Source organism: Consotaella aegiceratis (genome assembly GCF_036541425.1).
In the GTDB taxonomy this organism is placed as follows: Bacteria; Pseudomonadota; Alphaproteobacteria; order Rhizobiales; family Rhizobiaceae; genus Consotaella; species Consotaella aegiceratis.
In genome coordinates, this window is sequence record NZ_JAZHFT010000010.1 from 25,751 (window position 1) to 40,828 (window position 15,078).

8 protein-coding genes are annotated in these 15,078 nt (G+C 64.9%); 4 read left to right on the forward strand and 4 right to left on the reverse strand.

Annotated elements, in window-relative coordinates; genetic code table 11:
* The first annotated feature begins 35 nt into the window (after positions 1 to 35).
* Positions 36 to 2,474, forward strand: coding sequence for a putative bifunctional diguanylate cyclase/phosphodiesterase (locus SMD10_RS09140; RefSeq protein ID WP_331685377.1), 2,439 nt, complete (start codon positions 36 to 38; stop codon positions 2,472 to 2,474).
* 142 nt (positions 2,475 to 2,616) lie between these two features.
* On the opposite strand, the gene SMD10_RS09145 is transcribed toward SMD10_RS09140, so the two are convergent.
* Positions 2,617 to 3,666, reverse strand: a complete 1,050-nt coding sequence (locus SMD10_RS09145; protein ID WP_331685378.1) for a threonine aldolase family protein — start codon at positions 3,664 to 3,666, stop codon at positions 2,617 to 2,619.
* 342 nt (positions 3,667 to 4,008) lie between these two features.
* Positions 4,009 to 4,353: a hypothetical protein gene (locus tag SMD10_RS09150; RefSeq protein ID WP_331685379.1), complete on the reverse strand. Its 345-nt coding sequence runs from the start codon at positions 4,351 to 4,353 to the stop codon at positions 4,009 to 4,011.
* Between the two features lie 570 nt (positions 4,354 to 4,923).
* Between SMD10_RS09150 and gltB the strand changes: the two genes are divergently transcribed.
* Entirely contained in the window at positions 4,924 to 9,609 is a 4,686-nt protein-coding gene (gene gltB / locus SMD10_RS09155; protein WP_432757215.1) for a glutamate synthase large subunit, read from the forward strand.
* Between the two features lie 159 nt (positions 9,610 to 9,768).
* A complete protein-coding gene (locus SMD10_RS09160; protein ID WP_331685381.1) occupies positions 9,769 to 11,223 on the forward strand; it encodes a glutamate synthase subunit beta in 1,455 nt (484 codons plus the stop codon).
* A 65-nt stretch (positions 11,224 to 11,288) separates the two neighbouring features.
* Here the strand turns inward: SMD10_RS09160 and SMD10_RS09165 are convergent, their stop codons facing one another.
* Positions 11,289 to 12,686 (reverse strand): SGNH/GDSL hydrolase family protein, encoded by a 1,398-nt coding sequence (locus tag SMD10_RS09165; protein WP_331685382.1) that lies wholly within the window; start codon positions 12,684 to 12,686, stop codon positions 11,289 to 11,291.
* 3 nt (positions 12,687 to 12,689) lie between these two features.
* Entirely contained in the window at positions 12,690 to 13,922 is a 1,233-nt protein-coding gene (locus tag SMD10_RS09170) for a lytic murein transglycosylase (protein ID WP_331685383.1), read from the reverse strand.
* A gap of 226 nt (positions 13,923 to 14,148) precedes the next feature.
* Here SMD10_RS09170 and galU point away from each other — a divergent pair, with 226 nt between their 5' ends.
* Entirely contained in the window at positions 14,149 to 15,057 is a 909-nt protein-coding gene (gene galU, locus SMD10_RS09175) for a UTP--glucose-1-phosphate uridylyltransferase GalU (protein WP_331685384.1), read from the forward strand.
* Positions 15,058 to 15,078 lie beyond the last annotated feature (21 nt).

A 15,078-nucleotide genomic window follows, 5' to 3' on the forward strand; every position in this document is an offset into this window, starting at 1 on the left:
GTCCGAAGGCGATCCATTGCGCAGGAGAGCGGCGTTTGCCTGTCAAATGGAAACTGATGCTGGCCTGCCTGGCGCTGGTCTTCGTCAATCTCCTCATCGCCAACTTTGCCGTGAGCTCGCAGGACACGATCGGACAGATCGCCGATCGCGTCTACGCTGAGGGAGCCTTGCCGCTGGACCGCCTGCGCTCGGCGCAGGTGACGCTGGCGGAGCTGCGTTCGGCGTTCGGCGAGGACGAGGCGCTGAAATCGGACGAAGCCGCACCGCTGCCGCAGGATCGGATCGCCACGCTGCTCGGCGGTCTCGCCAGCATCGATTCCGACCTCGCGGCCATTGACGCGTCATCCACGTCGACCGAGGCAACGCGTCTCGTCGACCAGGCGCGGCGTTCGTTGAGCCGACTTCGTGCCGCCGACGGCGTGGTGAGCATGCGCAAGCTGCTCAGCGATCTCGACGCCGCCGACGCGACGATGTCGTCCCTCGCATCGATGTTGCTCGAGAACACGGCGGCGACCGCTCGCGGCATCCATCGTTTCCTCGATCATTTCCGGCTCAAGACCTGGCAGGCGGCGGGGATCGGCAGCCTGATCGTTTTGCTCGTCTTCATCGTTCTGACGCGCACCATCGTCGGGCCTCTGCGCCGCGCCACCGCTGTCGTCCGGTCGATCGCCGACGGCAACATGTCCACCGCCATTGTGGCCCGGGGATGGGGCGAGACGGCGCGGCTGATGCGAGCCCTCGATGCCATGCAGGCCACCATTGCAGGGAAGATCGCCAGCCTCGAGAAGCGCAGCAAGACGCAGGCGAGCAGCCTCAGCGGCACCATCGCCATCCAGAGCGCACGCTGGGAGGCTGCGCTCAACAACATGTCCCAGGGGCTCTGCCTGTTCGATCAGGACCTGAAGCTCGTGGTCCACAACAAGCGCTTCGAGCAGATGTTCGGGCCGCGGCGCTTCGGCATGACCTCGCGGGAGGTGCATGAGGACCCCTTCCTGTGCCACGTGCTCGCTCATCGCGAGGGCGCCTTCTTCAATGCCGAAATGCCCGATGGACGCGTCATCGCGATTTCGCGGCAATGGATCGAGGGCGGTGGCCTGGTCGTCACGCTCGAAGACATCACCGAACGGCACATCGCGGACCAGAAGCTCAAGCATCTCGCTCGGCACGACGCGCTGACCGATCTGCCGAACCGGCTGTGGTTTCGGGAAAAGCTCGAACGTGCGATCGCCACGCCCGGCGCGGCGATCCTCAGCCTCGACCTCGACGGCTTCAAGTCGGTCAACGATACCCTCGGTCACCCGATCGGTGATCATCTTTTGAAGTTGGTCGCCGAGCGGCTGAAAGAATGCACCGGCAAGAAGGACCTTATCGCCCGCACCGGCGGGGACGAGTTCGCCGTCATCCAGGTCGCTGGCTCTCAACCGGCGGCGGCGGAGGAACTGGCTCAGCGTTTCATCCAGACCCTGGCGAAGCCTTTTGAGATCGAGCATCAGCGTATTTCGATCGGCGTGAGCATCGGCATCGCGGTCGTCGGCAAAGGACGTGATGGCCCAACCGGTGCCGACGCTATTCTCAAGGACGTGGATCTGGCCCTCTATAGCGCCAAAGCGCGCGGACGCGGGGTCTATCGCTTCTTCGAGCCCGAAATGGGAGAGGCGCTCCAGCACCGCCGACAGACCGAGATCGATCTGCGCAAGGCGATGGACGATGAGGAACTCGAACTCTACTATCAGCCGTTCTTCGATGTCGAACGGAAGACGATCTCAGGCTTTGAGGCGCTGATCCGCTGGCGCCACCCCGAGCGTGGCATGGTCTCGCCGGGCGAATTCATTCCGCTGGCCGAGGAAATTGGACTGATCGACAGTGTCGGTCTCTGGGCCCTGAAGGCGGCTTGCCTTCAGGCCAGGGAATGGCCTTCTCAACTCAGTGTCTCGGTCAACTTGTCGCCGATCCAGTTCAAGGATCCAGCACTGTTCGACAACGTTTGGGCCATCTTGAAGACCACGGGTCTCGCGCCGAACCGGCTTCAGCTCGAAGTTACGGAATCGCTGATGCTGCAGGAGACCGAAACGACACTGTCCGTGCTCGAAGCGTTCCGCGCGATGGGCATCCGCATCTCGATGGATGATTTCGGAACCGGCTATTCGTCGCTCGGCTATCTGACGCGGTTCCCATTCGATAAGGTCAAGATCGACCAGTCCTTCATCCGCAATCTGACGGAAAGTCAGAATATCGCCGTGGTGCGGGCGGTGATCGGGCTCAGTCGTTCCATGGGGCTCTCGGTGATCGCCGAAGGCGTGGAAACCTTCGAGCACTACGACGTCCTGGAGCGCGAAGGCTGCAAGGAGATGCAGGGTTATCTATTTAGCCGGCCGGTGCCTGCCAGCGAGATCCCTCCGCTGCTTATGAAATTCCGCCCGATACCGCGCGGCGCGCATACGGCGGCGGAGACGACGCGAGCAATCGCCGGCTGAATGCTCGTCACATCCTCGGTGGACCTCCCACGGCCGGACGGTCGGAAAATCCGCCCCGTAAACAAAACAGCGGCCCGGGCCGAGGCCCGAACCGCTGCCGATTGTCGTCGTCGCCTTGTGAGGGGTGCCGCCTTGGAGGAGGTCAGCGCACCAGCTGGCAGAACCGGTCGACGTCCTCTTCACTGGTCGACCAACTGGTCACCAGGCGCACGAGCTGCTCGTTGTCGCCGAGCAGCGAGCCGCCGGTGTGCGGCGGGTTCCATTCGTAGAACACCGCGCCGGCTTGGCGCAGACGCGCGGCCGTTTCATCCTCGATGATGGCGAAGATCTCGTTGGTGGCGGTGACCCAGGCCAGGCGGGTATGCTCGCTCGCCTCCAGCGACATGCGCATGCGGTCGGCCATGGCGTTGGCATGGGCGGCGAGCTTCATCCACAGGCCGTCGGCGAAATACGCCTCGAACTGCGCGGCCACGAAGCGCGTCTTGGAGAAGAGCTGAGCGCCGCGCTTGCGGATATAGGGAAACTGCTTGGCCTTCTCCGGATCGAAGAAGACAACCGCTTCTGCGCACCAGCAGCCGTTCTTGGTCGCGCCGAAGGACATCACGTCGATCCCGCGCTTCCAGGTCATCTCGGCGGGCGTCGATCCGGTGGCGACCAGCGCATTGGCAAAGCGGGCGCCATCCATGTGGACCGACAGCTTGCGCTCGTGGGCGAGCGCGCAGATCGCCTCGACTTCCTCGGGCGAATAGATCGTTCCGGTCTCCGTGGGCTGGCTGATCGAGATCGCCATCGGCTGGCCGGCATGGACGAAGTTTGGTTTGAAGCGTTCCAGCTCCTTGGCCAGTCCGGCGACGCTGATCTTGCCGTTGTCGCCCTCGACCGCGGCAAGCCGCGCGCCATGGGTGAAGAACTCGGGCGCCCCGCACTCGTCCTCGATGATGTGCGCCTCGCGGTGGCACAGGACCACGCCGCCCGGCCGGTTCATCGCCGCGAGCGACAGGGAGTTCGCCGCGGTTCCGGTGCCGACGAAGAAGACGGCCACCTCGCGCTCGAAGATCTCGTTGAAACGACGCTCGATCGCCTTATCGAGGTCGCTGCCGCCATAAGCGACGGCCATGCCGCCGGCATTGCGGGCAAGCGATTCGTTGACGGCGGGATGGGCGCCGGAGAAGTTGTCGGAAGCGAAAATCATCGCGGCGAGTTACACCCGGGCACAAAGGCCGGCAAGTGGGCGCGATCCTTTCGGCCACGATTCCGGCGAAACCGCCGGTTCGCCGTCGGAGGCGAGCGCTGCCTCCGTCTCACGGCAGCCGTCACGCGGGGCAGCTCGGTGGAGTCGTGGTGGGATCGAAGCCGAGACCTTCGCCACAAGGCTGTTGTTCAATCAGGCGTCGATCAGGTCAGGCGGCTCCGAGCCCGATCTGCGCCGATGGCACTGCGGCAACCCGCTTTATGCGCCCGGGCAAGCTTCGGCAGGCTCGGGCAGGATGGTCTCCCCGAGCCTGCCTGCGTCATGATCCGAGTCTCGTGGTCGCTACTGTTTGACGCACTGGGGCTGGACCTTCATGCAGGTCCCGTCGGCCTCGCGCGGCGTGATCTTCGGTTCCGCGCCCGTCACGTCGACGGAGTAGTTGCAGCCCGCCGGGACCGAGCCCTGGGTCGACGATCCCATGGTGCAGCGGTAGCCGCTGACATCGACCGTGATCGTGTCGCCGCCCGGACCAAACCCAACCTCTTTTTCAACCGAAAGTGGCACCTTCTGGCCGCCGCCGGTATCGACATTCAGGTTGACGACCGCGCGAACCGAGTCCGCCGAAGCCGTACCAGCGCCCGCAACGATCGACAGCGCGACAAGCGCGAAACGCAAATGGTATGTCATGGCAAAACACCTCCCAGGCGTTAAAAGAATATTCTCGTAAAAGTAGTATTGTTACTAACCCATAGGTTGCAATATCGCCGTCCGATATTCGCGTCAATCGGGTAAAAAATCTTTTCCCGTGGGGGCCGGCGAGGCCTCATCAAGACGCTGATCGCGATCGGTTGTGCGGTTGGATTTGAGTTCGGTTGGCCGCTTGGGCTAGAGACAGGCGCTGTGAGGGCTCCGCGGGCGCCGCCGGCTGAGCTCTTGCCGCCGCAATCATAATCTGTCATGTTGCGACAGATAGGACAGCATTGCTGTCGTATCTTCGGTAACGGGCGAGCCGCCCGATGATGGGGTTAAACTCGAGACCGTTGACCCGCGGCCGAGTCTTGTTCCATCTGCGGCAACGGCGCCGCGCCGAGTACACCATAACGATATTTGATCGGCAGAGCGCGATGTGGCCTTCTATGACCCGCCGCGCGGTTTTTCATGCCGGCCAATGACAACAGTCGCCTTTCCCGGTAACGGGAGCGGGACGAGACGGGAGACGAAGCGATGACCGAGCTGACGCCATCCGCCCCTGTGGCCATGAGCCGTGATGCCAAAACGGCCGCGGCGGACGCCATCGAGATGTTCCGCGCCCCGGGCCGCATGGGCCTCTACGACCCGAAAAACGAGCACGACGCTTGTGGTGTTGGCTTCATCGCCAACATGAAGAACGTCAAGTCGCACGACATCGTCGCGAAGGGCCTGACGATTCTCCAGAACCTCACCCATCGCGGTGCCGTCGGCGCCGATCCGCTGATGGGCGACGGCGCGGGCATGCTCGTCCAGATCCCGCATCGCTTTTTCGCCGAAGAGATGGCGGCTCAGGGTGTCACGCTGCCCGAACCGGGCCAGTACGGCGTCGGCTTCCTGTTCATGCCGCAGGACGAGGACCGGCGGCGTCACCTGGAGACCATCGTCGAAGCCGCGGTCGCCGAAGAGGGGCAGGCGGTCATCGGCTGGCGCTCGGTGCCCGTCACCAACGACTCCCTGTCCAAGGCTCCGGAGATCGTGGCCACCGAGCCGGTGCACCGGCAGGTCTTCGTCGCGCGTTCGCCCTCGATCGCCAGCGAGGAGGAGTTCGAGCGCAAGCTCTACATCATCCGCAAGGTGATCTCGAACCGCGTCCAGGTGGAAAGCGGCGGCCGCGACATCGGCTTCTATGCCGTCTCGTTTTCGGCGCGCACCGTCGTCTACAAGGGTATGTTCCTGGCCTATCAGCTGGGCGCCTACTATCATGATCTGAGCGACCCGCGCTTCGAAAGCGCGCTGGCACTCGTGCACCAGCGGTTCTCGACCAACACCTTCCCGTCCTGGAAGCTGGCGCACCCCTATCGGATGATCGCCCACAACGGCGAGATCAACACGCTGCGCGGCAACGTCAACTGGATGGCTGCGCGCCAGGCTTCGGTCGATTCCGAATTGTTCGGCAACGACATTTCCAAGCTCTGGCCGATCTCCTACGAGGGCCAGTCGGACACCGCCTGCTTCGACAATGCGCTCGAGTTCCTGGCGCAGGGGGGCTACTCGCTCGCCCACGCCATGATGATGCTGATTCCCGAGGCTTGGGCCGGCAACAAGCAGATGTCGAAGGAGGCGCGCGCCTTCTACGAATATCACGCCGCGCTGATGGAGCCGTGGGACGGCCCGGCGGCGGTCGCCTTCACCGACGGCAAGCAGATCGGCGCGACGCTCGACCGCAACGGATTGCGGCCGGCGCGCTATGTCGTGACCGACGACGATCTGGTGGTGATGGCTTCGGAAGCCGGCACTCTCGATATCCCCGAGGAGCGCATCGTCCAGAAGTGGCGGCTGCAGCCCGGACGCATGCTGCTGATCGACCTCGAAAAGGGGCGCATCGTCGCCGACGAGGAGATCAAGCGCGAGATATCGTCCGCCAACCCCTATCAGGAGTGGCTGAAGAACAGTCAGCTCATCCTGGAGGATCTGAAGCCGGTGGCGCCGCGCGCCACGCGGTCCGACGTGGCGCTGCTCGATCGTCAGCAGACCTTCGGCTACACCATCGAGGACACGCGCATGCTGATGGCGCCGATGGCCACGACCGGCCAGGAGGCGATCGGCTCGATGGGCACCGACACCCCGATCTCGGCGATGTCGGAAAAGCCGAAGCTGCTCTACACCTACTTCAAGCAGAACTTCGCGCAGGTGACGAACCCGCCGATCGACCCGATCCGCGAGGAGATGGTGATGAGCCTCGTCTCCTTCATCGGGCCGCGGCCGAACATCTTCGACCTGGAGGGCACCTCGCGCCGCAAGCGGCTGGAGGTGCGCCAGCCGATCCTGACCAATGCGGATCTGGAGAAGATCCGCAACATCGGCCACACCGAAGACCGTTTCGACACCAAGACGCTCGACATGACCTATGCGGTCGAGGCCGGCGCGGCCGGCATGTCCGGCGCGCTGGAGCGTCTGTGCGAGCGCGCCGAGGCAGCGGTCGTCGGTGGCTACAACATCATCATCCTGTCCGACCGGCAGGTGGGGCCCGACCGGATTCCGATCCCGGCGCTGCTCGCCTGCGCGGCCGTGCACCATCACTTGATCCGCAAGGGCCTGCGCACCGCCGCCGGCCTGGTGGTCGAATCCGGCGAGCCGCGCGAAGTGCACCATTTCGCCTGTCTGGCCGGCTTCGGCGCCGAGGCGATCAACCCGTATCTCGCCTTCGACACGCTGATCGACATGCACCGGCAGGGCCAGTTCCCGCCCGAGGTCGACGAGACCGAGGTGGTCACCCGCTACATCAAGTCGATCGGCAAGGGCATGCTCAAGGTCATGTCCAAGATGGGCATCTCGACCTACCAGTCTTATTGCGGCGCGCAGATCTTCGATGCCGTCGGCCTGAAGAGCGAATTCGTCGACCGCTATTTCTCCGGCACCGCGACCACCATCGAGGGCGTCGGGCTGGAAGAGATCGCGCACGAGACGACGGTTCGTCACATGCTGGCCTTCTCCGACGATCCGGTGCTGGCACGCTCGCTGGAAGTCGGCGGCGAATACGCCTTCCGCATGCGCGGCGAGGCGCACATCTGGTCGCCAGACGCGATCGCCACGCTCCAGCACGCGGTTCGCGGCGAATCCTGGGAGAAGTACCAGGACTACGCGCGGATGGTGAACGAGAACGCCACCTCGCGCTCGACCATCCGGGGCCTGTTCCGCATCAAGACGGCCGAAGAGATGGGCCGCTCGCCGGTTCCGCTGGAAGAGGTCGAGCCGGCGCGCGAGATCGTCAAGCGGTTTGCCACCGGCGCGATGAGCTTCGGCTCGATCAGCCGCGAGGCGCATTCGACGCTGGCCGTGGCCATGAACCGCATCGGCGGCAAGTCGAACACCGGCGAGGGCGGCGAGGAGCCGGACCGCTTCATGCCACTGCCGGATGGTTCGCCAAACCCCGAGCGCTCCGCGATCAAGCAGGTGGCGTCTGGCCGCTTCGGCGTGACGACGGAGTATCTCGTCAACGCCGACATGCTGCAGATCAAGGTGGCGCAGGGGGCCAAGCCCGGCGAGGGCGGTCAGCTTCCCGGCCACAAGGTCGACGCGACCATCGCCAAGACCCGGCATTCGACGCCGGGCGTGGCGCTGATCTCGCCGCCGCCGCATCATGACATCTATTCGATCGAGGATCTGGCTCAGCTGATCTTCGATCTGAAGAACGTCAACCCGGCGGCCGACATCTCGGTCAAGCTCGTCTCCGAGGTGGGCGTCGGTACGGTCGCGGCGGGCGTCGCCAAGGCGCGCGCCGACCACATCATCGTGGCCGGCTACGACGGCGGCACCGGCGCCTCGCCGCTGACCTCGATCAAGCACGCCGGCAGCCCGTGGGAAATGGGCCTCGCCGAGACCCAGCAGACGCTGGTGGTCAACGGCCTGCGCTCGCGCGTCTGCCTGCAGGTGGACGGGGGCCTTCGGACCGGCCGCGACGTCATCGTCGGCGCGCTGCTCGGCGCCGACGAGTTCGGCTTCTCGACCGCGCCGCTGATCGCCGCCGGATGCCTGATGATGAGGAAGTGCCACCTCAACACCTGCCCGGTCGGCATCGCCACCCAGGACCCGGTGCTGCGCAAGCGCTTCAAGGGCCTGCCGGAGCATGTGATCAACTTCTTCTTCTACGTGGCCGAAGAGGTCCGCGAGCTGATGGCGTCGCTGGGCATCCGCCACTTCGAGGAGCTGATCGGCGCCAGCGAACATCTCGACAAGAAGGAGATGATCAACCACTGGAAGGCCCGGGGTCTCGACTTCTCCAAGGTGTTCTTCAAGCCGAGAGCGCCGGTGGAGGCGCTGTCCTGGACGACGCGTCAGGTGCATCCGATCGACGACGTGCTCGACCTCAAGCTGATCGAACAGGCGTCCCCCGCTTTGGAGGCGCGCCAGCAGGTGCGCATCGAGACGCCGATCTCCAACGTCGACCGCTCGGCCGGCGCGATGCTGTCGGGTGAACTCGCCAAGCGCTTCGGCATGAAGGGCCTGGCCGACGACACCGTCTCGGTCAAGCTGACCGGCACGGCGGGCCAGTCGTTCGGCGCGTTCCTGGCGCGCGGCATCACCTTCGACCTCGTCGGCGACGCCAACGACTATGTCGGCAAAGGCCTCTCCGGCGGACGGCTGATCGTGCGGCCGCGCGACGAGACGCGGATCGTGCCGGAAGAGTCGATCATCGTCGGCAACACCGTGCTCTACGGCGCGATTTCGGGCGAGTGCTACTTCCGGGGCGTCGCCGGCGAGCGCTTCGCCGTGCGCAACTCGGGCGCCATCGCCGTCGTCGAGGGCGTGGGCGACCACGGCTGCGAATACATGACCGGCGGCGTGGTCGTCATCCTCGGCAAGACCGGGCGCAACTTCGCGGCCGGCATGTCGGGCGGCATCGCCTATGTGCTCGACGAAGAGGGCAACTTCGCCGAGCGCTGCAACATGGCGATGGTCGAGCTGGAGCCGGTTCCGGAAGAGGACGACCTCCTGGAGAAGCTGCACCACCATGGCGGCGATCTTCAGTACAAGGGACGCGTCGACGTGACCGCCTCGATGACGGGCCATGACGAGGAGCGACTCTACAAGCTGATCTCCAGCCATCTCGACTACACGGGCTCGGCACGGGCTCGCACCATCCTTGCGGACTGGGACAGCTATCGCCCGAAATTCCTCAAGGTCATGCCGGTCGAGTATCGCCGCGCGCTTCTGGAGATGGAGCGGATGCGCATGGGCGTGGCGGCCGAATAATCCGGCGGCTGGTCAATCCACCCCAATCCGGTGGCGGCAACCTAGGCGACGAGCGCTCCGCGCGCTCGTCGTGATCTCACTCGCACCGGCAGAATTGCTTTCGAGTGCCGAGATGATAAACGGTCGGCACGGCCGGGCACGAATGAAGTTGGAACAAGTATGGGTAAGGTCACAGGCTTTCTCGAGATCGACCGCCAGACGCCGAAGTATCAGCCGGCGTCCGACCGCATTCGGCATTTCCGCGAATTCACGCTGCCGATGTCGGACGAGGAGGTCGGCAAACAGGCGGCCCGCTGCATGGACTGCGGCATTCCCTATTGCCACGGACCCACGGGCTGCCCGGTGCACAACCAGATCCCGGACTGGAACGACCTCGTCTATTCCGGCGACTGGGAAACGGCGATCCGCAACCTGCATTCGACCAACAACTTCCCGGAGTTCACCGGCAAGATCTGTCCGGCGCCCTGCGAGGAAGCCTGTACGCTGAACCTCGAAGACACGCCGGTGGCGATCAAGACGGTCGAGGAGGCGCTCGCCGAAAAGGCCTACAAGCTCGGCCTGATCAAGCCGCAGCCGCCGTCCAGCAAGACCGGCAAGCGCGTCGCCATCATCGGCTCGGGTCCGGCCGGCATGGCCGCCGCACAGCAGCTCGGCCGCGCCGGCCACGACGTCGACGTCTACGAGCGCGAGTCGAAGCCCGGCGGGCTGCTGCGCTACGGCATCCCCGACTTCAAGATGGAAAAGCACTGGATCGACCGGCGCGTCGAGCAGATGCAGGGGGAGGGGGTGACCTTCCACTGCGGCGTCAATATCGGCAAGGACAAGCCGGCGGCCGAGCTCCTGGCCGAGTACGACGCCGTGCTCTACTGCGGCGGATCGGAGCGTCCGCGCGAGGCCGGCATCCCGCACGAGGGAATCAAGGGCGTCTATGACGCCATGCCCTATCTGGTCCAGCAGAACCGCCGCGTGGCGCAAGACAACATCCAGAGCGTCGCCTGGGTGTCGGAAGAAATCTGGGCCGGCGGCAAGCACGTGGTCGTCGTCGGCGGCGGCGACACCGCGTCGGACTGCGTCGGCACGGCTTTTCGCCAGGGCGCGGTGAAGGTGACGCAGCTCGACATCCGGCCGCAGCCGCCGGCCATGGAGAACAAGCTGCTGGTGTGGCCCTACTGGGCGACCAAGATGCGCACCTCGTCGAGCCAGGCAGAGGGCGCGATCCGCGAGTTCCAGATCGCCACCCTGGGCTTCGTCGAGGAAGACGGGCAGCTCGTCGGCGTGCGTTGCGCCGAGGTGAACGCGAAGCGCGAGCCGGTCGAGGGCACGGAATTCATCATCAAGGCCGATCTCGCCTTCATCGCGATCGGCTTTTCCGGGCCGCTCGCCGACGGCGTGATGTCCGAACTGGGCGACGGCCTGACGATCAAGACGAACGCGCGCGGCGCGGTCTCGATCTCCGCCGACGATCGCAACTACCGCACCTCGGTCTCCAAGCTCTACGCGGCGGGCGATGCGCGGCGCGGCCAGTCGCTGGTGGTCTGGGCGATCCGCGAGGGCCGGCAGGCCGCGCGCTCCATCGATCTCGACCTGATGGGCCGCACCACTTTGCCGCTATAGGCGGTCGAAAACCGGCTTCGTAAAAGTTAAAGGGCGCTCTGCCGCAGGCCGGGCGTCCTTTTTTGTCAGTTGGCCGGCCCCGCCGCGTTGGGCTCGGCGGTTTCGGCGTCGCTTTCCGATTGCTTGGCCCAATCCTCGATGATCGCGTCCTGAAGCGACGGCATGGGCGGCAGCGCGGTCTTGCGGTTCAGGTCGCCCAGGTCGACGCTGCCGCGCGCCACGACCGCTTCCTCGCTCAGGCGGGGGGAGACGGCATCGTCCTTTTCGTTCCAGGCGAAATCATCGGCGCGGCCTTCGACGCTGTCGATGGTTGCACCCAGAACGACCAGACGCTCGCGCGGTGACGGTTCGATCGACAGCGTCGGCGTGGCCTGGCCGCCGAGAAGTTCGTCGCCGCCGTCGAGCGCCGGATCGTTCAGCGCGATCGACGGCTTCGACGTGGCGTTCGCGGCGCTGCCGAGCGGCGGCAGCCGCAGCGACGGCAGCGTTTCGGGAGAAAGCGTGATCGATGCATCCGACGAGGCGATCGACGCGTCCATGTCCAGCCGCTTGAGGATCGGCCTCTCGGCAAAGAACGCCAGCTTTTCTCTACCCGCGCCGGTCATGGTGATGCCGTCGGAATTGCGCAGCCGGACCGATTGTCCGGAAATGTCCGGCCCGTTGTAGACGAAGGCGCCCTGGGCATCGACGAAACCGTCCCAGATGTCGACGAAGTCGCCGCTGACGGACGCCGCGGCCTTGCCGTAGATGCCGTTGAAGAAGACCATGTCCTCGCTCATCCGCTCGAACTTGAAGGCGGGCACACCCACCCAGACCAGCGGGACGTTCTTTTGAGCGATGGCTTGGGCGAGCGCCGTGGCGCGCCGTTCGTATTCGGCGGTCCACTGCTCGCTACGCAGCGCCAGCGAGCCGGAGGGAGCGGCGATGGCCTGCCGATCGTTCGATCCGAGCATGACGACGACCACGGCCGGCTTTGCCTCGTCGAGAATCGGGCCGATGTTCTGAAGCCAGTCGTAATGGTCGTCGCGAACGAGGCCCGAAGAGCCGTTGACGTGGCCGACGACCTTGATCCGGGGATTGTCCGCAAACGTCTCTTCCAGGCCATCGGCCAGAGAATCGGCCATGAAATCGCCGACGACCAGGACGGTGCGGGCATCACCGGCCTTTTCCGTCGGCGCGCTGGCCGCGGCGGCTTGCGGGCGGGCCGGGCTCGGGGCCGCGCGGGCGGGCGCCGAACGCCGAACGGTGGTCTTCTTCTTTTTCGCAGGCGCCGGTCGGCTGATCTGCCGCTCGGGCTGGCGCGACTGGCCGCCGAACAGCATCTCGATGATCGTCCGCGGCCGCTCCTGCGCCGCCGCGGACGAGTGACCGAGGGTGGCCACCATGGCGAAGGCGATGAGGCTCAGGCAGGCGGTCGCCAGGATTCGCCCGCATCTGCCTCGCTTCGACCCGGCGACTGCCATGCCTTACTCTCCCCGCAGCGCGTCCAGCAGGGCCTTCGAGGCATTGCCGTCGGCGGCCAGACCGTTCTGTCGCTGATATGCCATGATCGCCGCCTTCGAGCCCGAGCCGATCTTGCCGTCGATCTTGCCCTCGTAATGGCCCTGCGCCGACAAACGTTCCTGCAGCTCGTAGCGCTCGCCGACCGACAACGGCTTGTAGCCGCGCGGCCAATCCGCGTAGAGCGGGCCATAACCGCCGATCTGATCGGCGAGGTGGCCGACCGCGAGGGCGTATTTGTCGGCGTTGTTATAGCGCTTCAGGACGAAGAAGTTCTTCGTCATCAGGAAGGCAGGTCCGCTCGGGCCGGCCGGCATGACGAGGTTGGCGCGATCGGACGGGAAGGGGAAAGCCTTGCCGTTGGCCCGCTTGAAGCCGAGGTTCGCCCACTCGGCGATCGTCTTGTTGGCGCGCTCAAGTTTCGCTGCCGTCGAGGTCGACGGCACGAACACCTCATAGCCCCAGGTCTTGCCGGACTGCCAACCGTTTTTGTGCAGCAGGCTGGCGGCGGAGGCCAGTGCGTCGGGCACCGATGTCCAGATGTTGGGGTGCCCGTCGCCGTCCATGTCGACGGCAAACGCCTGATAGCTGGTCGGAATGAATTGGGTGTGGCCCATCGCGCCTGCCCAGGAGCCGGTCAGCGCGCTCGGCGTCACATGGCCGGCCTGGACGATCTTCAGCGCCGCGATGAGCTGCTGGCGCGCGAACTTCGCCCGCCGCGAGTCCATGTAGGCCAGCGTGGCGAGCGAGCGCGGCACGCTCTTCATCACGTCGTCGCGCTCCAGGATCGCACCGTAGTTCGATTCCATCGACCAGATGGCGAGCAGGATGTCGCGATCCACGCCGAACCGCTTCTCGATGCGGTCGAGCCAGGAGGCCCACTGCTTGCGCATCATCTGGCCCTTGGCGATGGACTCCTCGTTCACGCGATTGTCGAGGTACTCCCAGACCTTGTCCTGGAACTCGGGCTGGAAGCGCGCCTTGCGCACGACATCCGGGTCGGGCTCGTCGACGCCGGCAAAGGCGGCGCGATAGACGCTGCGGTTGATGCCTTGGCTGACGGCGACGCTTTCGAAATCGGATATCCATTTGCGAAAGCCGGCGTCGGCTCTAGCCGGTCCCGTCGCGATGGCGATGGACGCGACGAAAAGGACCATCGACAAAGCGACGGGTAAACGTGCGAAGAGGGCTCGATGCATGGATCTACTCCTGGCAGGATAGGTCGTGCTGAGCGTTCGACGATAGCGACCGGAAGTTTAAACTTTCTTCACCGCGGTAACCATCGCATTAACGATGACCACCTTGGCCGATGGTAATTCTCTCGCTATTTCACGGCGAAAGCGGGGCGCCGAAGCGCGTCTGCCGTAATTTTGTCGGCGCGGATCGATAGGCAGGGTAGCAAACGTTCGAAGGAGTGCTCGAGATATGAAAAGAGTCCGCAAAGCGGTGTTTCCGGTGGCGGGATTGGGAACCCGGTTCCTGCCCGCAACCAAGGCGATCCCCAAGGAGATGCTGACGGTCGTCGATCGTCCGGTGATCCAGTACGTGGTCGACGAAGCCCGCGAAGCCGGTATCGAGCATCTCATTTTCGTCACCGGACGCAACAAGGCGGTGATCGAGGATTATTTCGACCTTCAGGTCGAACTGTCGAACACGCTCGCCGAACGCGGCAAGATGGCCGAGCTCTCTTTGCTCGACGATCTGCAGCCGAAGCCCGGTACGGCGAGCTTCACGCGCCAGCAGGCGCCGCTCGGCCTCGGCCATGCGGTGTGGTGCGCGCGCGACCTCGTCGGCAACGAGCCGTTCGCGCTGCTGCTGCCGGACATGATCATGCAGGACAAGCGAAGCTGCCTGGCCCACATGGTCGATCTCTATAAGGAATCCGGCGGCAACATCATCTCGGTCGAGCAGTGCGATCCGAAGGACACCGCCAAATACGGCATCGTCGGCCGCGGCGAAGAGGTCGGCGACGGCTTTCGCGTCGACGGCATGGTCGAAAAGCCCGATCCGAAGGACGCGCCGTCCAACTACATCATCTCCGGGCGCTACATCCTTCAGCCCGAGATCTTCGACATTCTGGAGACCCAGGAGCGCGGCGCGGGCAATGAGATCCAGCTCACCGACGCCATGCTGAAGCTCGCGCAGCAGCAGGAGTTCTTCGCCTATCCCTTCACCGGACGGACGTTCGACTGCGGCTCCAAGGAAGGCTTCATCCAGGCTAACGTGGCGTTCGCGCTGTGGCGTCCGGACATTCGCGATCGCGTGCTGGACGATCTGGAAGAACTGATCGAGACGGTCGAGCCGCATCATCATCCCCGTCAGGGCATGGCGTGAGGTGGAGGACCTGTCGAGCCG